Source organism: Chitinophaga niabensis (assembly GCF_039545795.1).
Lineage (GTDB): Bacteria > Bacteroidota > Bacteroidia > Chitinophagales > Chitinophagaceae > Chitinophaga > Chitinophaga niabensis_B.
Map to the genome: position 1 here is coordinate 864,473 of NZ_CP154260.1, position 22,626 is coordinate 887,098.

At 46.3% G+C, this 22,626-nt stretch carries 15 protein-coding genes; 11 read left to right on the forward strand and 4 right to left on the reverse strand.

Going from position 1 to position 22,626, the window contains the following annotated elements:
- Entirely contained in the window at positions 1 to 879 is an 879-nt protein-coding gene (locus AAHN97_RS03725) for a phytanoyl-CoA dioxygenase family protein (RefSeq protein WP_343306211.1), read from the reverse strand.
- Positions 880 to 1,235: 356 nt separating this feature from the next.
- On the opposite strand from AAHN97_RS03725, the gene AAHN97_RS03730 reads away from it, so the two are divergent.
- Both AAHN97_RS03730 and AAHN97_RS03735 read left to right on the forward strand, forming a co-directional pair.
- Positions 1,236 to 3,596 carry a gliding motility-associated C-terminal domain-containing protein gene (locus AAHN97_RS03730; protein WP_343306212.1) on the forward strand — a complete coding sequence of 787 codons (2,361 nt, stop codon included), beginning with the start codon at positions 1,236 to 1,238 and terminating at the stop codon, positions 3,594 to 3,596.
- Positions 3,597 to 3,613: 17 nt separating this feature from the next.
- A complete protein-coding gene (locus AAHN97_RS03735; protein WP_343306213.1) occupies positions 3,614 to 4,498 on the forward strand; it encodes an aldo/keto reductase in 885 nt (294 codons plus the stop codon).
- A gap of 60 nt (positions 4,499 to 4,558) precedes the next feature.
- Here AAHN97_RS03735 and AAHN97_RS03740 read toward each other — a convergent pair whose 3' ends face one another.
- On the reverse strand, positions 4,559 to 5,194 hold the full coding sequence (locus AAHN97_RS03740; protein WP_343306214.1) for a hypothetical protein: 636 nt from the start codon (positions 5,192 to 5,194) through the stop codon (positions 4,559 to 4,561).
- A gap of 161 nt (positions 5,195 to 5,355) precedes the next feature.
- Between AAHN97_RS03740 and AAHN97_RS03745 the strand changes: the two genes are divergently transcribed.
- The gene (locus tag AAHN97_RS03745; RefSeq protein ID WP_343306215.1) at positions 5,356 to 7,764 is read left to right on the forward strand and encodes an ABC transporter permease; all 2,409 of its coding nucleotides are present in this window, start codon (positions 5,356 to 5,358) and stop codon (positions 7,762 to 7,764) included.
- On the opposite strand, the gene AAHN97_RS03750 is transcribed toward AAHN97_RS03745, so the two are convergent.
- Positions 7,761 to 8,792, reverse strand: a complete 1,032-nt coding sequence (locus AAHN97_RS03750; protein ID WP_343306216.1) for a LacI family DNA-binding transcriptional regulator — start codon at positions 8,790 to 8,792, stop codon at positions 7,761 to 7,763. The genes AAHN97_RS03745 and AAHN97_RS03750 overlap by 4 nt on opposite strands.
- Positions 8,793 to 9,006: 214 nt before the next feature.
- Here AAHN97_RS03750 and AAHN97_RS03755 point away from each other — a divergent pair, with 214 nt between their 5' ends.
- The 8 genes from AAHN97_RS03755 to AAHN97_RS03790 all read left to right on the forward strand — a co-directional run bounded on the left by AAHN97_RS03755 (position 9,007) and on the right by AAHN97_RS03790 (position 21,653).
- Entirely contained in the window at positions 9,007 to 12,252 is a 3,246-nt protein-coding gene (locus AAHN97_RS03755; RefSeq protein ID WP_343306217.1) for a SusC/RagA family TonB-linked outer membrane protein, read from the forward strand.
- 11 nt (positions 12,253 to 12,263) lie between these two features.
- Positions 12,264 to 14,015, forward strand: a complete 1,752-nt coding sequence (locus AAHN97_RS03760) for a RagB/SusD family nutrient uptake outer membrane protein (RefSeq protein WP_343306218.1) — start codon at positions 12,264 to 12,266, stop codon at positions 14,013 to 14,015.
- Positions 14,005 to 15,309 carry a pectate lyase gene (locus AAHN97_RS03765; RefSeq protein WP_343306219.1) on the forward strand — a complete coding sequence of 435 codons (1,305 nt, stop codon included), beginning with the start codon at positions 14,005 to 14,007 and terminating at the stop codon, positions 15,307 to 15,309. The genes AAHN97_RS03760 and AAHN97_RS03765 overlap by 11 nt, the downstream gene beginning before the upstream one ends.
- Positions 15,306 to 16,763: a glycoside hydrolase family 28 protein gene (locus AAHN97_RS03770; RefSeq protein ID WP_343306220.1), complete on the forward strand. Its 1,458-nt coding sequence runs from the start codon at positions 15,306 to 15,308 to the stop codon at positions 16,761 to 16,763. The genes AAHN97_RS03765 and AAHN97_RS03770 overlap by 4 nt, the downstream gene beginning before the upstream one ends.
- 1 nt (position 16,764) lies before the next feature.
- Positions 16,765 to 17,874 carry a glycoside hydrolase family 88/105 protein gene (locus AAHN97_RS03775; protein WP_343306221.1) on the forward strand — a complete coding sequence of 370 codons (1,110 nt, stop codon included), beginning with the start codon at positions 16,765 to 16,767 and terminating at the stop codon, positions 17,872 to 17,874.
- 10 nt (positions 17,875 to 17,884) lie between these two features.
- Complete coding sequence (locus AAHN97_RS03780; protein ID WP_343306222.1) at positions 17,885 to 19,390, forward strand: tagaturonate reductase; 1,506 nt, start codon at positions 17,885 to 17,887, stop codon at positions 19,388 to 19,390.
- Between the two features lie 20 nt (positions 19,391 to 19,410).
- Complete coding sequence (locus AAHN97_RS03785; protein ID WP_343306223.1) at positions 19,411 to 20,721, forward strand: DEAD/DEAH box helicase; 1,311 nt, start codon at positions 19,411 to 19,413, stop codon at positions 20,719 to 20,721.
- Between the two features lie 191 nt (positions 20,722 to 20,912).
- A complete protein-coding gene (locus AAHN97_RS03790; RefSeq protein WP_343306224.1) occupies positions 20,913 to 21,653 on the forward strand; it encodes a sulfite exporter TauE/SafE family protein in 741 nt (246 codons plus the stop codon).
- Here AAHN97_RS03790 and moaA read toward each other — a convergent pair.
- The gene (moaA, locus tag AAHN97_RS03795; RefSeq protein WP_343306225.1) at positions 21,640 to 22,608 is read right to left on the reverse strand and encodes a GTP 3',8-cyclase MoaA; all 969 of its coding nucleotides are present in this window, start codon (positions 22,606 to 22,608) and stop codon (positions 21,640 to 21,642) included. The two genes, AAHN97_RS03790 and moaA, sit on opposite strands and share 14 nt — an antisense overlap.
- Between the last annotated feature and the right edge of the window lie 18 nt (positions 22,609 to 22,626).

A 22,626-nucleotide genomic window follows, 5' to 3' on the forward strand; every position in this document is an offset into this window, starting at 1 on the left:
TTATAGTGAATTTAATTCCGGAATGTTTTTCTCTTTTGAACGGAAAGCAGCAATGCCAGTGTTCTTCAAAGAGCCAAGCTGTGCCAGCTTATGATAGAAGGGTGTTGGACTGTCCGCATGTTTAGGTTGATAAGCACCTGTGATAATAGGAATGTACATCACACGCCGGCGGCTTTTTTCTCCATAGAATGGTGATTGCTGCACCCTGTGCCATAATCTGCCATCATGGATAGTAAGGTCGCCTGCTTCAATATCAAAACCCACTTCTTTTTTATCAGGATCATTATCAATGAAGTATTTTTTCCTGAACAGTAAACGGAACAATCCCTGGTGATGTGTGCCGGGCAATACGCGCAGGCCGCCATTTTCTAAAGGGCAGTCATCTAAATGCAGCCCCACATTCAGCATCGGCATAATGCGGGAACCCAGGAAGAGATCACGCGGACTGTCTGTATGCCAGCCCAACTGTTTAAACTGACTTTCTTCCGTGTTCACATAATGGTTCACCACCAGGCCGTCTTTTTCATTTTCACCAATGCGCCCGTCATAGGGGGCCAGCAATTGTGTGAGTGCCCGCAGGCGTTTGTCTTTGAGGAAATTACTAAGGGTGTCGCTGTATTGCGAAGCAAAAGCAATACGCTGGATGAAAGGCGCTCCGGTTTCGTCCTGGCCAAATTTGAGAGGAATACCATTTACTTTTTTGATATCATATCGCAGTAACTGATCCTGTACATTCTCTGTTTCACGAATGAAACGTTGTACAGTATTCCTGTCTACAAAATTCTTGAATTGAATAATACCGTGTTTACGGAAATATTGCAGCTGCGGGTTAGTGATCGTTCCTTCGAAACGAAACACGGGTTGTTCTGTTTTGTTCATGACAAAAATTTTGGGAAGTAATGATTGGTTATTATTGGTCCATAAGGACTCCGTCCCGTTTTTATACCGGGAAATGGTTGGTGCAGCGGAAGATAAAATCTAAAACGGTGAGAATGTTGATGTTAGCATTTACAACAACAGCATGCACCGGAGCGCATGACAACAGAAAAAGTGAAGAGATCACTAAATACTTGGTGGTGGCAGGTTTCGAACGTTTCGGTTTGTACTTTCATGGTTGGATTTTTAATAGTCTACCAAACTTGTAGACAAATATAAATGGTAATATTCAATTCTTCAAAAAAAAGTTTTTTATTGCCTACATTTACAACATCGTTTTTAGGCTGCACGCAATTAACATGTTGAAATACAGTTCCCTTTACCTACTGATACTCCTGGCATTCACCCACCGGGCTTATTCTCAAGCTGCTTGTTCGACAATTGGTCAGACGCCTGCCACTGCATTTCCTGTATGCGGATCACAAACTTTTATACAACAATCCGTACCCATTTGTGGATATAGGGACGTACCAGGCCCTGCCTGTAACAACACCGGAGATTTTCTTCATAAGGATAAAAATCCTTTCTGGTATAAGTTCACTTGTTACACAGAAGGTACACTTGGCTTTACCATCACACCCAATGATCTGCGTGAAGATTACGATTGGCAGATCTGGGATATTACTGGCCGTGATCCCAACGAAGTATACACCAACACGAATTTATATCTCACCATGAACTGGTCAGGGGAAAAAGGGCTTACCGGAGCATCCGCAGCAGGGAGATCATTGGATGTATGCGGAGGTCTTGGACAGGATCTGTTCAGTTCCATGGCCAGCTTAAAGAAAGGGCATGAATACCTCTTGTTGATCAGTCATTTTTCAAATTCACAGAGCGGATATAAACTGAGTTTTGGCGGAGGTACTGCAGATATTACAGATCCTGTGCTGCCTGCATTGGTATCTTCAAAATATGATTGTGCGAATTTTGCAGTAGGCATAAAGTTATCCCGCAAAGTATTATGCAGTACACTGGATCCTGATGGAAGTGATTTTACATTTGGCCCCGGAGGCCCAGCTATCAGGTCTGCAAAAGGCGTGACCTGTGCAAACGGATTTGATCTGGACTCTGTAATTCTTTACCTGGATAAACCATTGGACCCCGGTGTATATACCATCATGGCGCAGGACGGAAAAGATGCCAATACTTTATTGAATGCATGCAGTAAACAATTGCCCGCAGGGGAAACAACCGGCTTTACAGTAATAGCAGCACTGCCGGTAGGCATGGCAAAGATGAAAATATTACCCTGTGCGCCGGATCAGCTGGAACTTGAATTCCCGGATGATATCAGGTGTAGCGCTGTAGCAGCAGATGGCAGTGATTTTAGACTGAGTGGTCCTTCCGCTGTAAATATTACATCAGCCTCCACTACCTGTAATGCAAATGGCCTCACCCGCACGGTAATATTAAAACTGGATCAACGCATATTGGAGGCAGGTGATTATACCGTAACACTGGTAACTGGTACGGATGGTAATACCATTGCCAGCAATTGCCATGTGGAAACTTTGCCGGGAGGGGAAGCGTTGTTCAGTATCGCAGCGCAACCTCCGGTATTACTGAGAGGCATAGCATCCCCAGGTTGTGCACCGGTAGCTGTGAAATTAGGTTTGAGTATACCGGTAAGATGTAGTTCTATTGCAGCAGATGGCAGTGATTTTATGATTAACGGGCCAATTCCAGTTACCATCACCAACGCAACGGGCATCTGTAATGCCAATGGATTTACAGATACAGTGATCCTGAAATTTTCGGCGCCCATTTTCACCATGGGAAGTTTCCAGGTGCAAACAGCAACGGGTACAGATGGTAATACTTTACAGGGTGAGTGCTGGCAGGCAGCAGCCGTGGCACAGGCATCCGGTTTTAATACAGCCGATACCGTTAATTCGGATTTTACTTTCTCCCTGCAGTTCAATTGCAAACTAACCACCGCAGGTTTTGTACATGATGGAAGCAATCATGTAAACAGCTGGAAATGGACCATGCCGGATGGAGAGATCCGCCGGGAGCAGCGGCCGGTGAAAGTGTTTGATAGTTTTGGTAACAAGCTGGTACAGCTGGAAGTATCCAATGGCGTATGCCATGCAAAAGTAGCTACCTCCATCCTGATCACCAGTGAGCTGGAAGCTGTTTTCTCTGTAGCGCCCGGTCCATATTGCCCTATGGAAATAGTAAAACCGGTGAATGAAAGTACCGGGAATATACTAACCTGGGAATGGGATTATGGCAATGGTACAACCAGTATGGGGGAGCAGCCACTCTCCATGCGTTATTTCCCGCAATCAAAAGAACAGGATTACCGCATCCGCCTGATCGTTCGTAATAATGTGAACTGCAGGGATACAATGGACCGGTATATAAAAGCAGCACGCAGTTGTTACATTGATGTGCCTTCTGCTTTCTCTCCTAACCACGATGGGCAGAATGATTATTTCTACCCGCTGAATGCTTACAAGGCGCAGGACTTAAAATTCCAGGTGTACAACCGTTTGGGGCAACTGATGTTTGAGTCCGGGGACTGGCGGAAACGCTGGGATGGATGCCATAATGGTATACCGGTAGGAATGGGCACTTATGCCTGGATGCTGGAATATACGGATGGTGAAAGCGGAAAGAAAGTTTTCAGAAAAGGCACGGTTGTGCTCGTCAGATAAATGCCTAACTTGGTTGTATGAATTACCATACATTAGGCAAGTCTTCTTTAAAGATCAGTGAGGTATCCTTCGGCTGCATGTCTCTCCCTGCTGAAGATGGCGGGAAATTGATCCGCCAGGCAATAGACCTGGGTATTAACTATTTTGATACGGCGGACCTGTATGATAAAGGTGCCAATGAAAGCCTGCTCGGGAAAGCATTGGAAGGCAAAAGGGAAAAAGTGATCATAGCCAGTAAAGTGGGCAACCAGTGGCGGGAAGATGGCAGTGGCTGGGATTGGAATCCCCGGAAGGAATACATCTTATCAGCAGTAGAAGGCAGCCTGCAACGCCTGAAAACAGATTACATTGATCTGTACCAACTGCATGGCGGAACCATAGAAGACCCTATCGATGAAACCATAGAAGCATTTGAACGTTTAAAGGAACAGGGAAAGATCCGTTACTATGGTATTTCTTCTATTCGCCCTAACGTGATCAGGGAGTATATCATACGCTCCAATATAGTAAGTGTAATGATGCAATACAGTTTGCTGGACCGCAGGCCGGAGATCAGTTGCCTGCCCCTGCTGGAAAAACACAACATTGGCGTACTGGCCAGGGGGAGTGTGGCAAAAGGATTACTGATCAACAAACCTGCTGCGCCTTACCTGAGTTATACAACGGAAGAAGTGCAGCGGGCAAAAGAAGCAATAGCCGCGGTTTCCGGCTCAAAGCGCCTGCCTTCCCAGTCAGCTGTAAAATATGTGCTGATGCATTCCGCTGTAACTTCTGCTGTAGTTGGTATCCGTATGCAGGAACAGCTGGAAGAAGCTGTTGCAAATGTGCCGCGGCTGAATGCATCAGAATACGAGCAACTCACAGCTGCTGTACCCGTAAAGGATTATACAGAACACCTGTGATCAGTTCTTTATAATGCAGAACATCTGTGACTAATTCTTTATTACACAGAACACCTGTGATCAGTTCTTTAAAATTCCCTGTTTCTCCAGCTCCTTCACCATCGCAGCAGTATAACTCTTAGAGAAATCATCCACGCTGTTGGGGTTCATGGTAGAAGACTGGACGGAAAATAAGAGTGCTTCCGATTGGGCATCATACACATTGCTCTCCATCACATAGGTTTTATCCGTAGTGTAATAACCGGGATCATACATCATGGGAGACCAATAGGAGTAATATCCCCAGAAGCTGCCGTACCAGCCATAACGCGGGTAAGGAGCATACCTGCCGGAACCGGGTACATACCGTGTTTCGCTTTCCTTGTCGAGCAGGGTAACAGTAAAGATGGCGTCACATCCCTCTTGCTGTATTTTGTTCAACATGGCTGTTTTGTCTGATGGATTTTCTTTACTGAAATTGGGAGGAAACGCATCAATACTTTTAACCACCTTGTATCCTTTTGCCGTGGCGGCATTCGCAAGGTTGTTTTCAATAGCTCTTTTTGCATTCACATTATTTACCAGTGCTGCAATGAAAATGCTCTTGTAAGTTTTGGTGGGCGCTGCATCGGTTTTCCAGAAATTAGTAACGTAAGTAGGGGTGCTGCAGGAAAAGAGCGCAGCGAACAATAACAATAAGCAGGTGGCCTTCTTCATAGCATAACAGTTTAATAAACAACGTACTTGTCTTGTGATTTGTTCATAATCGAACAAGTGCTGTATCAAAAGCGGACACTGCTGTTTTATAATAAATTGATTTCCAGTATCTCCGCATCATGGTATTTTATTTGACGATCATCATCTCATAACCTGAATCTATGTTTCGCAACTACCTCCGCATTGCCTGGCGCAACCTTTTAAAGAACAAAACGTTTTCTTTTATCAACATCACCGGCCTTGCCATTGGTATGGCTTCGTGTATAATGATCATGTTGTTCGTAACTTATGAAAGGGATTTTGATGGACAACATACAAAGAACATCTACAGGTTATGTGAAGTGCAGAAATTTGAAGGGATGGTAGCCCCGCAGAATGTTGCGTTGAGTATGTACCCTATGGCTACTGCACTGAAGCGTGAGTATCCTGAAGTGAAGAACTTTACCAGGGCACAACCACTCAGCAATGTAGATCTGAACTACGGAGAGAAAAGGATATTTATAAAAACAGCGCTCCTGGTAGATTCTACTTTTCTGCAGCTGTTTGATTTCAAACTCACGGCAGGAGATAAGAATACAGCATTAATGAAACCAGGCAATATTATCCTTTCGGAAGAAACGGCTAAAAAAATGTTTGGGGAAGAAGATCCTATCGGTAAGATCATTGTGAAGAATATAGGGGATACAATTCCTTTATACGTAACCGGTGTTGTAAAAGTACCTGCCGCTTCTCATATGCAATTTGAAGCGCTGGTGTCTCTGAATACACGTTATAACCCAAGATGGGAACAGAACTGGGGAGGCAACTGGCTGACCACTTACCTGGAATTAACGCCGAACGCCAATATTGCCGGGCTCACCAATAAGTTTCCTGCATTCCTGAAGAAATACATGGCAGAAGACGACAGGTGGAAGAGATATGAACTATTCCTGCAACCCTTGAAAGACGTGCATGCCAGTTCTACGAATATCACACACGACTATATCAATTTCCAGAAATTCGATAAACGGTATACTTACATCTTCTTTATCATTGGTGTGATGATCCTGATCATTGCCTGCATCAATTTCATGAACCTCTCTACAGCACGGTCTGCCGAAAGGGCAAAAGAAGTAGGCATCCGCAAATCGATCGGCGCGCATCGCTCACAGTTAGCCTGGCAGTTCATCGGAGAATCTGTGATGTTATCATTCATCGCATTGATCTTTGCTGTAGGAATAGTGATGCTCACATTGCCATACGTGTCTGATTTCAGCGAACGGGCATTACACTTTCCGCTATTCACCAATCCCAAAGTATTTAGCCTGGTAATAGGCGGTACGTTATTGTTAGGCATATTAGCCGGTTTGTACCCTGCAGGATATCTCTCTTCCTTTGAACCTGTGAAAGTATTGAAGGGCTCCATGCAATCCGGCAGGAACAAGGGCAACCTGCGGAATGCATTAGTAGTGGTACAGTTCACGGCGGCGGTGTTCCTTATCATTGCCACTGTATTTGCACTGAAGCAATTGCATTTCATGCAAACGAAAGATCGTGGCTTTAACGGAGATCAGGTATTACTGCTGAAACTGGATAGTGAAACAAATGGTAAATACGAAGTGATGAAGCAGGAGCTGTTGGGCAATTCGCTGATCTCTGCCGTATCTGCTTCCCAGCAAAGATTGGGAGCTAATATTCACCAGGGCGGCGTAACATTTCATGGAGAAGGCCCTGCACGTAACTTAGCTACTTCTGGTGTAGTGGTAGATAAGGATTTCATCAGGTTATATAAGATCCCGCTTGTAGCCGGTGAAGATTTTTCAAAGGATGTGGCCAATAATGCCAAAGAGTATATCATCAATGAAACACTAGCCAAAGAATTGCTGAAGGAAGAAAAGAAAGGCGCTACCATGGAATCCCTTGTAGGCAAAATGTTCGGATATGGCGGCATGGACTCTTCCGGCAGGATCGTAGGGGTTGCGAAAGACTTCAATTTTAATACCCTCCACCATAAGATAGAAACCCTGATGATGTTCAATCAGAAAGACTGGGGTTACAGCGAAATGGCCATCCGCATCAATGCTAATAAGGTCAAAGAATCCATGGCTTTTGTGGAAGCCACCTGGAACAAACACGTGACAGGGCATCCTTTCGATCCCTATTTCCTGGATCAGCACTTTGCCAAGATCTATCAGTCTGATAAACAGGTCAGTACCGTGGTATTGATCCTCGCCCTGCTGGCTATTGTTATTTCCTGCCTTGGTTTATTCGGCCTGGCATCCCATGCTGCGGAGAGAAGGCTGAAAGAGATAGGCATCCGCAAAGTACTGGGCGCTACAGTACAGAATATCGTAGCGATGATCAGCAAAGACTTTGTGAAGCTGGTGATCATTGCTAACCTCATTGCCTGGCCAATTGCCTGGTATGCCGTGTACACCTGGCTGAACGATTTTGCTTACCGTATCAGCATCAGCTGGTGGGTTTTTGGTATAGCCGGTATCATTGCAGTTGTGATTGCATTGGCAACGGTGAGTTACCAGGCCATCAGGGCGGGTTATAGTAACCCCGTAAAAAGCCTGAAACTGGATTAAAGCGGTTTGGAGGAATCGCGGATAATAAGGTGGCTGGACAATACCTCCTGCTCAAAATCCGTGATGGGTTTCTTGCTTTCTATCATTTCTATCAGTAATTCCGTGGCCCTTTGCCCGATCTCAAAAGCCGGTTGCCGTACCACACTTACAGACGGCGTAAAAAGGTCTGCCAGGTTAGTATTGGTGAACCCAATGAAGCCTACCTGTTTATATTTATTCTGCACATTTTTCAGTGCGCTCAGGCATACAGTTGTTAAACGATCACCGGCCGTAAATAAAGCGTCAATTTTACTCTTATTGAAGAATAAACTCTCCACTGCCTCCTCTACTTCTTCATAGATCATACCCCCACGATTGCAATGTTTTACCAGTTCCTCATCATAAGGAATATGATGTTTCAGCAGCGCATCTTTATACCCCTGTAATCTTTCCCTTGTGATATTCAGGTTGTTAGTACTGGTGATGTGCCCGATCTTCCTGAAGCCCTGGGAGATGAGATGTTCCGTGGCATGGAAAGCACCCTGGTAATTGTCTGCTATCACTTTATGAGTATCCAGGTCTGCCATCACCCTGTCGAACTGCACCATGGGAAAGCCTTTTTCATGCAATTGCTGGAAGTAGGCCATATCTGTGGTTTCGCAGGAGAAGGAGAGCAGGAGCCCATCTACATTACGGGAAACGAGGTGCTGCACATTCACCATTTCCCTGTCCCGGCTCTCGTGGCTTTGCGTAATGATAACGTGGTAACCCCTGTTATACGCAATGGATTCAATACCATTAATAGCCTGGGAAAAGAAGTTGTTGGCAATCTCCGATACTACGATGCCGATGGCTTTGCTACGTTGTTCCTTCAGGCTCAATGCAATAAGGTTGGGCCTGTAATTCATGCGCTCAGCATACTCGAGTACCATCTTCTTTGTTTCTGCAGATATCTCATACCGTCCCCGTAATGCGCGGGACACCGTGGAAGTGGAAAGGTTTAGCGCCTTGGCGATATCCTTGATCGTTATTACATCATCAAATTTCATATTGGCTGATAGGTCAAAAAACGTACGTGGATAACTAAAATAAGAAATTTAACGAGTTAATCGGGATTTTTCATCCCTGCGCAATCGTTATCGGGAACGATTGCATAAATAAAGTTACGTATAAATTGTGCAGGTGACACTTTATGATGTAGCATTGCTATACAGTTGAACAAGGTTTCCACGTAACCTATTTTATTTTATCAACCCTCCACATATGAAACTGATATTACCCTCATTGTTCATTTTCCTGTTCATCGCAGTTCCTGCTATGGCCCAAACCCGCAAGATCACCGGTCAGGTGACAGCTTCCGGTTCCGGTTCGCTGGCTGGCGTAACGGTGCAGGTAAAGAACAGCAAAACAGGCGTTTCCACAGATGCATCAGGCAGATACAGCCTGGATGTACCTGCTTCCGGAGACCCCGTTCTCATTTTCCGCTTCATGGGCTTTAAGACGGTAGAAGAAAAAGTGAATGGCCGTAGTGTGATAGATGTAGTGCTGGCGGAAGAAGCCTCTTCCCTGAATGATGTTGTGATCATTGGTTATGGCACTGCCCGGCGGCGGGACCTTACAGGTTCTGTTTCCTCCGTTAATGCCAAACAGATCAAAGACATCCCTATTAACTCTGCTGCACAGGCACTTACAGGAAGGCTGGCCGGAGTGCAGGTAACAGGTACCGAAGGTTCTCCCAATGCGGATGTAATGATCCGCGTAAGAGGCGGTGGTTCCATTACACAGGATAATTCCCCGCTGTATGTAATAGATGGGGTACAGGTTGAAAATGCCCTCTCTGCTATTTCCCCCCAGGATATTGCTTCCATCGATGTGTTGAAAGACGCATCCACCACCGCTATTTATGGAGCCCGGGGAGCTAACGGGGTTGTGATCATCACTACCAAAGGAGGCCGGAATGCTAAAACTACCCTGAATTACAGCGGTTTTATGGGCTTCCGTAAACTGGCCAACAAACTGGAAGTGATGAAACCCTATGATTTTGTGACGTACTGGTATGAAAGAACAAGAGGCACGGTGGCAGACAGTACTGCTTTTGCCAGGGCTTATGGTACCACCTGGGATACACTCGCCAATTACAAGAACGTGCCGTTTGCAGACTGGCAGGAGGAGATGTTTGGCCGCAGGGCAATGATGCAAACCCACAATGTAAGTGTGAACGGTGGCAATGCCTCCACGCAATACAATCTCAGTCTTACCTCCAATACAGAAGAAGGGGTAATGCTGCGGTCTGACTTCGACAGAAAGCTGGCCAGTTTTAAGTTTGATCATACCATGAATAAGATGATCAAAGTAGGTTTTAACACCCGTTATAATCATACTGTAGTGAATGGAGCCGGTACCACTAATGAAGGTTCTGCTTCTACCAACAGGCTGCGCCATAGTCTCAAATACCGGCCTTTACTGATGAAGGGATTGGGGATAGATGATTTTGACCAGGAGTACTGGCTGGAAACAAATGCGAACAGCCTCAGTCTTGGTAATCCCATCCTACTGAACCAATCAGAGTATCGTAAGGGTATCATCGACATCCTTAACCTCAGTGGTTATGCCAACGTGGAACTCACCAAATTCCTGAGCTTCCGCAGCACTTTCGGTTATGACCTGAATACGGAAGAAAGAAGACAATTTGATGATACGCTGACCGCTAATGCACGCCAATATGGTGTGGCACCTCTTGCGAATATTCAGAATATTAAAAAGGTGACCCTCAATAATTCTAATGTGCTCACCTTCAGCAACGCACAACTGAACGGAGAGTTTAATAAAAAGAATGAGATAACTGTTCTCGTAGGGCATGAGATCTATGAAAGCCGGCTGAACACCAGTAGCATTGAAACCCGTTATTTCCCGATAGGCATTACACCGGAATGGGCATTGGCGAATATGAACCTGGGTTCCCCGCCACAGGGCGTACAGCAGCCCAAACCAGTGACCACTGAAATCACCAGCCGCCTCGTATCCCTCTTTGGCAGAATAAATTATGCTTATGATAAAAAGTATTTGCTCGCTTTCTCCATGCGGGGAGATGGTTCCTCCAAGTTTGCATCAACCAATAAATGGGGGTATTTCCCTTCAGGCTCTGTTGCCTGGCGGCTTTCCAACGAGGATTTTCTAAAGGACAAACTAGGCCCCATCAATGACCTGAAGATCCGTGCTTCATATGGCCAGGCTGGGAATAACCGCATCAACGACTTCCTCTACCAGATGCAGTACAGCGCTATCCAGTCCGCCGTTTCTTTCCCGCAATACGGACTGAACGAACAGGTAGTGGCAGCGCTGGCGCCGGTAGCATTGGCCAACCTGGACCTGCTTTGGGAAAGCACTATTTCCCGCAACCTGGGTTTTGATATCGCATTCTGGAACGGCAGGCTGGTATTCAATGCAGACTTCTATAAAAATACCACAGACAATCTGCTGATAGCAGCACCTATTTCTCCTACGCTGGGTTACGACAAACAAATGCAGAACGTAGGAGCTACCACCAACAAGGGTATGGAATTCCAGGTGAATGCCATCCCGGTTCAGCAGAAAGATTTTAACTGGAACCTCAACTTCAACATCTCCTTCAATAAGAATACGGTAGACCGGCTTGCTGCCAAACAGGTGAACGGGTACCTGCAGAACTCCGGCTGGTTCCATCCTACAAATGCCACCGCAGATTACATTGTAAGAGTAGGTGATCCGGTAGGTGCTATATGGGGATTGGAAACGGATGGGTTCTATAAAATAGAAGATTTTGATTACGATGCTGCAACAAGGGTGTACACCCTCAAAAAAGGAGTGCCCAGTAATAACAGCATCACTTCCACACCACCACAACCCGGTACGCTTAAGTTCAAAGACCTGAATGGGGATAGTGTGATCACGGAAAAAGACAGGAAAGTGATCGGTGTGGCGCAGCCTAAATTCTTCGGCGGCCTTAGCCAGCAGTTTTCTTACAAACAGTTTGACCTGAGTGTGTTTGTGAACTTCCAGGTAGGGAACGATGTATTCAATGCCAACCGGCTGGAATTCACCAGCGGGTATACCAACAACTCCAATTTGCTGGCCATCATGAATGATCGCTGGAGAACGGTTAACGATAGAGGAGAAGTAGTAACAGACCCGGTGGCCCTGGCGGAACTGAACAAGAATGCGAAGATCTGGCGGCCCGGCACACAAGCGGCTTCTTTCATTGCACATTCATGGGCTGTGGAAGATGGTTCTTTCCTGCGGGTGAATAATATTTCACTGGGTTATACCTTACCATCTTCCTTGTTGAAGAAGATGCGTATGCAAAGCCTCCGCATTTACGGCACTGTGAACAACGTAGCCATCTGGACGAAGTATTCCGGTTATGATCCTGAAGTAAGCACACGGCGTGCGAGCGGGGTAACTCCCGGGGTAGATTTTTCTGCATATCCCCGCAGCCGTTCCTTCCTTTTAGGGCTAAATCTTTCATTATAAAAGACAGCACCATGAAAATCAGATATATCATCTTATTATGTACAATTTGCCTGGCTGCCTGTAAGCAATACCTGGAAGTGCCGCCGGTTTCCTCATTTGATCCCGCTATCACCTTTTCCAATGTGGTGAACGCAAGGATGGCAGTGCTGGGTACATATGGCGCATTAACAGGAGACCAGGGGTATGGTATCCGTATCAATATGTATTATGCTTACGACAGTGATGAAATGATGGGTCAGGGTGGTACACCGTTCCCAGATAACGAACGGAGAGATATTGCACATTATAATCTCACTCCCAATAACTCACAGCTGGCACAACCTTTCAGCCAGTTGTACAATGGCATTGAAAGAGCGAACCTCTGTATTTATTACATTCCAAAGATGGCATTGTATACAAGCGGAACAGAAGCCGAAAAGAATGAATTGAAACGCCTGCATGGAGAAGCGCTTACATTACGCGCACAGTTCTATTTTGAACTGATCCGCAACTGGGGAGATGTGCCTGCACATTTTCAACCGGCAATCTTTGAAACAGATCAATACCCCGGGAAAACAGACAGGGACTCTATCTATGACCATATCTTAAATGACCTGGCAGTGGCCGCACCACTCGTACCCTGGAGAACAGCTGCCGGCCCGAGAGATGAAAGGATCACACAGGGTGCAGTGAGAGCATTGCGTGCAAAGATCGCATTGTTCCGTGGCGGATATTCCCTGCGCAGATCAAAACAAATGGAGCGCCCTGCTGCTTACAAACCATTTTATGAAATAGCGCGTACGGAATGTAATGAGATCATGCAGCATCGCGGTGATCATAGTCTGAATACCAGTTACCTCGCTTTATTCAGGGATAATCTCTGCGCCCACAAGCTGGACCCTACGGGTGAGATCATCTGGGAAGTAGCGATGGCTGGTGCCAACAGTGCTACGGGAGATAGCAAGATGGGTTATTACAACGGGCCAAGATATGGTACTACCGGTAATGCGGCATTGACCATTCTGCCTACTTATTTCTATACTTTCGATTCCATTGATACCCGCAGGGATGTTACCTGCGCACCTTATGATATTAATACCGCATTAAACAAAACAGGCCGCACTTTACAGACGATGGTGGATGGGAAGTTCCGCCGCGACTGGATCACTAATCCTGTAGTGGTAACATCTGCCGCACAATATTTTGGATTAAACTGGCCGCTGATCCGTTTCTCGGATGTATTGCTCATGTATGCAGAAGCAGATAATGAATTGAACAATGGCGCTTCTGCTACTGCTATCGCTGCATTTGAAGAAGTAAGGAAACGTGCTTATGGCGCCAATGCTGCATTGATAGGTACAACACCCACCAGTTATACTGACTTCTTCAATGCCATCGTAAAAGAAAGGCTGCTGGAATTTGGCGGTGAAGGTATCCGCAAATATGACCTCATCCGCTGGAACCTGCTGGATGCAAAGATCACGGCCACCAAGGCTGCATTAACCGCCATGTCTAACAGAACAGCGCCTTACAACACCTATCCGCAAACCATGTATTTCAGGAACAATTCTCCGGACCTGGTTTGGGCCGGATCATTTTATAAACCTACCGTAACACCTGCTCCTGCAGGCCACACTGGTGTAGCCTGGTTCGGAACAGCTATCAATACCACTATTATCAGGTATTATGCCATTGAGTTTAAAACAGGTAAAAGTGAACTGTTACCTATCGCTCAATCGGTATTGGATGCTAACCCGAACTTGAAACAGGATTATGGATATTAGGAACATATTTTTTTCACTAATTCTGGTAATTATCATCCCTGGTTGTGCGTCTGCACAACCAGCTTTTCCCGGCGCCGGGGGCTTTGGTAAAAACACCAGCGGCGGCAGGGGCGGCAAAGTACTGATTGTGCGTAATCTGAATGATGAGGGGCCGGGCAGCCTCCGCGAAGCTATCAATGCAAAATATCCCCGTATGATCCTGTTTGCTGTTTCCGGTACTATTGCATTACAATCTCCGCTGAAGATCAGCGAAGGGGATTGTACGATTGCCGGCCAGTCTGCCCCGGGAGACGGGATCTGTATCAGGAATTACACGGTATCTATTCATGCAGATAATGTGATCATCCGGTATATGCGTTTTCGTTTGGGAGATGAAAAGAAACAGGCGGACGATGCATTTAATGGTATTGGGTGCCGGCGTATTATAATTGATCACTGCTCCATGAGCTGGGCAGTAGATGAATGCGCTTCTTTCTACGACAACAAAGAATTTACTTTGCAATGGAGCATCATTGCTGAAAGCCTCCGGAGCTCCGTTCACCCCAAAGGCGAACATGGTTACGGAGGAATATGGGGCGGCCAGGGCGCCAGTTTTCATCATAATATACTCGCCAGCAATACCAGCAGGAATCCCCGTTTCTGTGGTGCACGTTATACACAGGAACCGGCAAAAGAAGTGGTGGATTTCAGGAACAATGTGATCTTTAACTGGGTGCATAACAGTGCATATGGCGGAGAAGGTGGTAATCATAACATTGTAAACAATTACTATAAAGCAGGCCCGGCTACAAAGAAGAGCGTACGTTACAGGATTGTGAACCCCTGGGATACGGCTGCTTTTACAAAATTCTATGTGCAGGGCAATTATGTGGAGGGATCTGAAAAAATAACAGCAGATAACTGGGCGGGTGGTGTGGATTGTAATAATCCTGCAGGCGTACGTTTGCAAACACCGGTACCCGTAGTGGCTATTCCGCCACAATCCGCTTTAATGGCTTACAAAGAAGTGCTGCAATATGCCGGGGCAAGTTTACACAGGGATGCTGTAGATGAACGGATCGTGAAGGAGATCAGCACAGGTAAAACAAGTTTTGGAGATGGAATTTTAGATACACCCCGGGACTGGCCATTACTGCGATCCCTGGCAGCACCAAAGGATACGGACGGAGATGGTATGCCGGATGAATGGGAGAGCAAACAAGGGCTTGATCCGCAAAATGCAAAAGATGCTTCGGCTTATACATTGAACAAACAGTATACGAATATTGAAATGTACCTGAATAGTTTATTATGAAGAACAGCTTATTTATTGCACTGGCATTGCTTTCACAGTTGCCCTTACAGGCACAGCAGCAGGTACAGGTACCTGTTTTCAGAAAAGATACCTTTAACATTACCCGTTACGGTGCAAACCCGGATGGCGTAACTTTGAACACTGCTTTTATCCAGGCTGCTATTGATGCCTGCAGTAAAAAAGGGGGAGGCGTAGTGCGTATCCCCAAAGGATTATGGCTCACCGGCCCCATTACACTAAAGAGCAAAGTGAATCTGCATATAGAAAGGAACGCCCTGCTGAGGTTTACAACAGATAAAACAGTGTACCCGCTGGTAAAAGGGAACTGGGAAGGATTGGAACAGATGCGTAACCAATCCCCCCTATCAGGTACCAACCTGGAAGACATTGCCATCACCGGTAAAGGAAGTGTAGACGGAGGAGGAGATGCCTGGCGTATGGTGAAGAAAGATAAACTCACCGAGAGTCAATGGAAAAAGCTCGTTGCCTCCGGTGGTATACTGGATGAAGATAAGAAAACCTGGTACCCTTCTGAAAGTATGCAGCGGGGATCACAAATGAAGAACCCCGGTGTGATCAGTCCTGATCGCAGCGATGCGCATTTTCAGTCCATTAAAGACTTCTTACGTCCCAACCTGCTGGTATTGACCAATTGCAAAAGGATCTTACTGGAAGGCGTTACGTTCCAGAATTCTCCTGCCTGGTGCCTCCACACCTTACTCAGCGAGCATCTGACCATGCGGGAGGTATACGTAAAGAATCCCTGGTATGCACAGAACGGAGATGGCATTGATGTGGAATCCTGCAAAAATGTAGTGATAGAACGCAGCACATTTGATGTGGGGGACGATGCCATCTGCATTAAATCAGGCCGTGATGAAGCAGGCAGGAAAAGAGGAGTACCCACGGAAAACGTATGGGTACGCAATTGTACGGTATATCATGCCCACGGTGGCTTTGTGATCGGCAGTGAAATGAGTGGCGGTGCCAGGAATATTTATGTGGAAGACTGCACTTTTATGGGTACGGATATCGGCCTGCGTTTTAAAACCACCCGCGGAAGGGGAGGTGTGGTAGAGAACATCTACATAAAGAATATCAGCATGCAGGATATCCCCGGTGAAGCCATCCTGTTTGATATGTATTACATGGCAAAAGATCCCATCCCTTTAACCGGAGAAAAACAAACAGCTCCCAAAGTAGAGCTGCTGCCTGTAACAGAAGCTACCCCGCAGTTCCGCAATTTCTTCATCAGTAACGTTACCTGTTACGGTGCCGCCAGGGCTATTTTTATCCGTGGCCTGCCGGAAATGAAGATTAAGAATATCCAGTTGAAGGATATGGTATTGCAGGCGGATAAAGGAGTGGAAGTATCTGATGCAACAGAAGTATCCCTGCAGAACGTGCGGGTGATCGTAAAAGGAAAAGAAGAAATGATCAATAAAGTATATTAAGATGAAGATCCTGTTAGTCATAGCATGCTTTTTTAGTCCTGCAAAAGAGATGGCCACCACCATGATGGAAAGCTGGAAAGAACCTGTTAAATGGACTTATGAACACGGTGTTGTAATGAGAGGTATGCAAGGTTTATGGGAACGTACAAAAGACACCGCTTACCTCGCGTATATCAAAAAGAGCATGGATCCTTTCATAGCAGAGGATGGTACCATCCGTACCTATAAACAACAGGATTTTAATATAGACAATGTGATGCCCGGCCGCATCCTGCTTTTTCTCTATCAGCAAACCAAACAAGAAAAGTATAAACAGGCGGCCACTACCTTACGCAATCAGTTAAGAGAACATCCACGCACTAAGGCCGGCGGTTTCTGGCATAAGAAGATCTATCCCTGGCAGATGTGGCTGGACGGGCTGTATATGGGCCAGCCATTTTATCTTGATTACGCCCTGACTTTTAAAGAGGACACTATATTGAACGATGTTGTCCGGCAGTTTGTACAGATGGAGCAGGTTGCACGGGATAAAAAAACAGGTTTACTTTATCATGGTTATGACGAATCACGGCAGCAGCAATGGGCCGATAAAACTACAGGCCGTTCTCCGCATGTATGGGCCAGGGCAATGGGATGGTATGGTATGGCTTTAGTGGATGTGCTGGAATTGTTTCCTGCAAAAGATCCCCGCCGGCCCATCCTCTCCGCCATACTGAAACGCCTGGCGATAGCAATGGAAAAATACCAGGACCCCGCAACGGGTTTATGGTGGGATATTGTAGACCTCCCCGGAAAGGGAAAGAATTATTACGAAGCATCCGCATCCTGTATGTTCACCTATACACTCGCCAAAGGTCAACGCTTAGGTATTCTGCCTGTGAAATATAAAACAGTGGCCAGGCGTGCCTATGCCGGTATCCTCAGGGAGTTTATAAAGAAAGATGAACAGGGGCGGACGCATTTGCATGGTACGGTGAGCGTATCCGGCTTAGGAGGTAATCCCTACAGGGATGGAAGTTTTGAATATTATATGTCTGAAAAAGTAGTAGTGGACGACCCCAAAGGAGTAGGGGCTTTCCTGCAGGCTGCCAATGAGATGGAAATGCCATAAATAGAATATTATGATGTTGTCGCGATTTACGTTGAAGCACATTGTGCCCGGTGTTGTGAAAGTTCCGGATGAGCAGCTGTTTGAATTGCCTGAAAAGGTATTGCAGTTTGGTACGGGTGTATTGCTGAGGGGATTGGCAGATCATTACATTGATAAAGCCAACCGCAAAGGGATTTTTAACGGAAGGATAGTAGTGGTGAAATCTACCAGCCAGGGCGGCGCAGATACATTTGAAAAACAGGATGCATTGTATACGCTTTGCATCCGTGGTATGAAAAGCAATCAAACGATCGCGGAGAATTATATCAACGCTGCTATCAGCAGGGTGTTACATGCGCAGCGGGATTGGGAGCAGATCCTTTCCTGTGCACATGATCAGGGCATGCAGGTGATCATTTCCAATACTACGGAAGTCGGGATCCAATTGGTGAATGATGATATCCGCCGGCATCCGCCCGTTTCTTATCCCGGCAAACTGCTGGCCTTTTTATATGAACGGTTTAAAGCATTCGGTGGCAGTGTGCATAGTGGTATGGTGATCGTACCAACAGAACTGGTACCGGATAATGGTAAAAAGCTGGAAGCCATTGTGCTGGAACTGGCGCACCTGAATGGTTTGCCGGAAGAGTTCATGGAATGGCTGGAGAAATACAATTATTTCTGCAATTCACTGGTAGACCGTATTGTACCCGGCTCGCCGGAACCTTCTCAACAGGCATTACTGGAAAAAGAATTCGGGTATACAGATGCATTGCTCAGCATTGCAGAAGCATATAGCCTCTGGGCTATTGAAGGAGATGAAAACATCCGCAGGATCTTAAGCTTTGCAGAAGCGAATGAAGAAGTGGTGATCATGCCGGATATTGATCTGCATAGAGAACTGAAACTGCGTTTGCTGAATGGTTCGCATACACTCAGCTGCGGCGTTGCCTTCCTCTCCGGTTTTGAAACAGTGAAAGAAGCCATGGATGAACCTGCTTTTGCCGGCTATATCAGTAACCTGCTGTTACATGAATTAGCCAACGGTATCCCTTATCCTGTTGAACCGCAGGTGGCAGAGCAATTCGGGCAAAGTGTACTGGACCGTTTCAGGAACCCCTATATCCGTCATTACTGGAAGAGCATCACCATGCAATACAGCACCAAAATGAAAATGCGCTGCCTGCCCATCCTGCTCGAATATTATGAACGCCATGGCCGGCTCCCTGAATTATTTGCAAAGGGATTCGCGGCATGGCTGTATTTTATGCGGGTGCGGGAAAAGGACGGTCGTTATTATGGCGAACTGAACGGCCAGCCTTATGAAGTAACAGACGATATGAGCGCTGTTTTTAGTAAACGTTGGGAAGAATTGACGCCTTCGGAACTGGTATTTACCACCCTGGCAGACAGGTCTTTCTGGAAACACGACCTTAGTTTACTGCCCGGCTGGCAGGACCTGGTACTACAGCAGTTAGAGGAGATCATGCAGCAGGGAATGCAGCTGAAACCTTCAAAAAAGCGGGTAATCAATTAAACTGCCGTACTTTTGCGGCGATGCAAGCAATTAACGACATACTTTCGAGATTAAGGATAGATCAGCTGAATGAGATGCAACTGGCGTCTATTGAGGCAAGTAAGAAAGACCAGGACCTGGTCCTGCTATCAGATACAGGCTCCGGCAAAACGCTGGCTTTCCTCCTGCCTGTACTGCAGCTGCTGGACGCAGCGAATAAGAAAACACAGGCCATGATCATTGTTCCTTCCCGGGAACTGGCTTTACAGATAGATGATGTATTCAGGTCTATGGTCACCGGTTTTAAAGTAACCGTTTGTTATGGTGGCCATAAGCGGGAAACAGAAGAGAATAACCTGCTGGAAGCCCCGGCCCTGATCATTGGCACCTGCGGCCGCCTCGCAGATCATATCCGCAGAGGTAATATTCAAACAGACAGTATTGAAACACTCGTATTGGACGAGTTTGATAAATCCATCGAATTAGGCTTCCAGGAAGAATTATCCTTTATCATGGGCAGCCTGAAAGGTTTGAAGAAACGCATCCTTACCTCCGCTACCGATTCCATGGAGATCCCTGATTACATCGGCCTGAAAGCCCATGAAGTACTCAATTTCTCCACGGGCGAAAAAGCAGAAGCACTGGCTGTTAAATGGGTGAAGAGTGATGAAGACGATAAGATAGCCACCCTTTTCCGCCTGATCTGCTATTTCGGTAACCGCTCTACCATTGTGTTCTGTAATCATCGTGAATCCGTTGAACGCACCAGCAATATGCTGAAGGACAGAAGCATTACCAATGTGTTCTACCATGGTGCTATGGAACAACAGGAGCGGGATGTGGCCTTATGCAAATTCCGTAATGGTACTTCCAATGTATTGGTTACTACAGACCTGGCAGCCCGCGGATTGGATATTCCTAATATCCGCTATATCGTACATTATCACCTGCCACATACGGAAGATATCTTCACACACCGTAACGGCAGAACTGCCCGTATGGATGCCAGCGGTACAGCTGTTTTGATCCTTTCCCCGGATGAAAAGATGCCTGCCTATGTTCCTGCAGAAGTAGAAGAAATTGAACTGCCGGAAACAGCCGTATTGCCGGAGAGCCCTAAATGGTCTACCCTGTTTATTGGCGGAGGAAAGAAGAACAAGATCAATAAAGTGGATATTGTTGGCTTCCTCACTAACAAGGGTGCATTGAAAAAGGAAGATGTGGGCCTGATAGAAGTGAAGGACTTCTTTTCATTTGTAGGCGTTCGTAAAAGCCGCATGAGCGATGTTTTGCAGCGGGTGAAGAACGAAAAGATCAAAAACCAGAAAGTAAAGATCGATATCGCCAAATAGTAAAGCTGCTTGCAGAAAACCTGCCGCGCAGAAGAAGGCGGCGGTTTTTTCTTTTTGTATATTAGTTATCTATGGTCTTCGAACCGCACAGAAGAGAGCAGAGGTTTTTTCTTTTTGTATATTAGTTACCTATGGTCTTCGAACCGCACAGAAGAGAGCAGAGGTTTTTTCTTTTTGTATATTAGTTACCTATGGTCTTCGAACTCTGTATCATATTTTTCTTCATCGCACTGGTCTATTCTTCTGCCGGTTTTGGCGGAGGTTCCAGTTACCTGGCATTAATGGCATTATGGGGTGTGGGCTTTCAGCTGATGAAATCCACCGCCCTGCTTTGTAATATAGTAGTAGTATTAGGCGGCGTTTACCATTTCTGGAAAAATGGGCACCTGCCCATGAAGAAAGCCTTGCAGTTAAGCCTGGTAAGTGTGCCCCTGGCGTTTGTTGGAAGTTATCTGCCCATGAAGCAGGCTACTTTTTTCCTCATACTCGGTATTGCTTTAACAGCAGCAGCACTGCTTATGTGTATCCGTTTTTTCTTTCAGAAAACATATACCATCCGCGAACAGCCGCGAGGTCTGTATGGGATCATCGGAGGCGCTATTGGTTTCCTTTCCGGCATGACGGGAATTGGTGGAGGCATTTACCTGGCACCGGTATTACGTCTCGGGCAATATGATACCGCCAAGAACATTGCCGGCTTAAGCAGCTTTTTCATACTCGTGAATTCCATTTCAGGTTTACTGGGGCAGGCAGCCAAAGGAGCTATTATCGTACAATGGTCTTTTACCTTGCCTTTAATTATAGCAGTAATAGCAGGAGGGCAGATCGGTGCGCGTTTGAGTGCAGCTGCCCTGAAACCCCGTTGGGTAGAAGCCGCTACGGCTTTGCTGATCTTATATGCAGGGGGAAGAATGTTGCTTAGCCACCAATAACAGACATACTTTCCAGCTGCGTATGCGTATTGGACGCCGCTGCTTCAAAACCATCCTTTGCCCTGTGTTGCAACGCAGCCTGCAGGTGTTCCAGGAGTTCCAGATCTGAACTTCCTTCCCGCAATAAGTTTTTTACATTCAATACATCATCTCCGTAAAGGCAGGTTTTCAATCCACCGGTAGGAGTGATCCTGATCCTGTTGCAGGTTCCGCAGAAAGTACGGCTATAGGCCGGGATCACGCCAATACTGCCCTTGTGTTCCGGGATCCGGTAATTCAGGGAAGTGCTGTTGGGGGCATCGGTTATTTTTTCAAGGGAATATTGAGAACGGATGGTATCCAGTATGCGGAGATAATTCCAGTTGATGCCGGAAAAACGATTTCCCTGCCCGTTAAAGGGCATTTCTTCAATAAATCTTACAGATACCGGGTGGTTGCGGGTAAGTTCCGTAAAATCTAACAATTCGTCTGTATTCACCCCATCCATCACCACCATATTGATCTTTACATCCATTTCATGGGCCAGCAGGCTGTCCAGTGTTTGCTGTACAGCACTGAACTGATCCCTGCGGGTGATCCGGAAAAAGCGGTCGGCCTGCAGGGTATCCAGGCTAAGATTGATCTGATGGATGCCCAGGGCTTTGAGTGCAGGAATAAAGGGAGCAGTGAGTACACCATTGGTGGTGATAGAAATACCGGCCATGGGAGCGAGTTGTTCCAGCAGCAGCATGAGGTCTTTCCGCAAAAAGGGCTCGCCGCCGGTGATCCGTATCTTGTTGATGCCGGCATCTGTTAATACCTGCATTAACCGTACGATCTCTTCATAGCTCAGCAGGCTTGATCTTTCCAGGAACTGCATGTTTTCCGGCATACAATAAGTACAGCGGAGGTTACACCGGTCCGTAACCGCTAATCTCACATAATTGATCGTTCGCTGGTGATTATCCTTCAACATCTGGCTAAAGTTAACAAA

Coding starts and splice junctions, on each gene's coding strand:
- AAHN97_RS03725 (WP_343306211.1), bottom strand. CDS start 879: ATGAACAAAACAGAACAACCCGTGTTTCGTTTCGAAGGAACGATCACT.
- AAHN97_RS03730 (WP_343306212.1), top strand. CDS start 1,236: ATGTTGAAATACAGTTCCCTTTACCTACTGATACTCCTGGCATTCACC.
- AAHN97_RS03735 (WP_343306213.1), top strand. CDS start 3,614: ATGAATTACCATACATTAGGCAAGTCTTCTTTAAAGATCAGTGAGGTA.
- AAHN97_RS03740 (WP_343306214.1), bottom strand. CDS start 5,194: ATGAAGAAGGCCACCTGCTTATTGTTATTGTTCGCTGCGCTCTTTTCC.
- AAHN97_RS03745 (WP_343306215.1), top strand. CDS start 5,356: ATGTTTCGCAACTACCTCCGCATTGCCTGGCGCAACCTTTTAAAGAAC.
- AAHN97_RS03750 (WP_343306216.1), bottom strand. CDS start 8,792: ATGAAATTTGATGATGTAATAACGATCAAGGATATCGCCAAGGCGCTA.
- AAHN97_RS03755 (WP_343306217.1), top strand. CDS start 9,007: ATGAAACTGATATTACCCTCATTGTTCATTTTCCTGTTCATCGCAGTT.
- AAHN97_RS03760 (WP_343306218.1), top strand. CDS start 12,264: ATGAAAATCAGATATATCATCTTATTATGTACAATTTGCCTGGCTGCC.
- AAHN97_RS03765 (WP_343306219.1), top strand. CDS start 14,005: ATGGATATTAGGAACATATTTTTTTCACTAATTCTGGTAATTATCATC.
- AAHN97_RS03770 (WP_343306220.1), top strand. CDS start 15,306: ATGAAGAACAGCTTATTTATTGCACTGGCATTGCTTTCACAGTTGCCC.
- AAHN97_RS03775 (WP_343306221.1), top strand. CDS start 16,765: ATGAAGATCCTGTTAGTCATAGCATGCTTTTTTAGTCCTGCAAAAGAG.
- AAHN97_RS03780 (WP_343306222.1), top strand. CDS start 17,885: ATGATGTTGTCGCGATTTACGTTGAAGCACATTGTGCCCGGTGTTGTG.
- AAHN97_RS03785 (WP_343306223.1), top strand. CDS start 19,411: ATGCAAGCAATTAACGACATACTTTCGAGATTAAGGATAGATCAGCTG.
- AAHN97_RS03790 (WP_343306224.1), top strand. CDS start 20,913: ATGGTCTTCGAACTCTGTATCATATTTTTCTTCATCGCACTGGTCTAT.
- moaA (WP_343306225.1), bottom strand. CDS start 22,608: ATGTTGAAGGATAATCACCAGCGAACGATCAATTATGTGAGATTAGCG.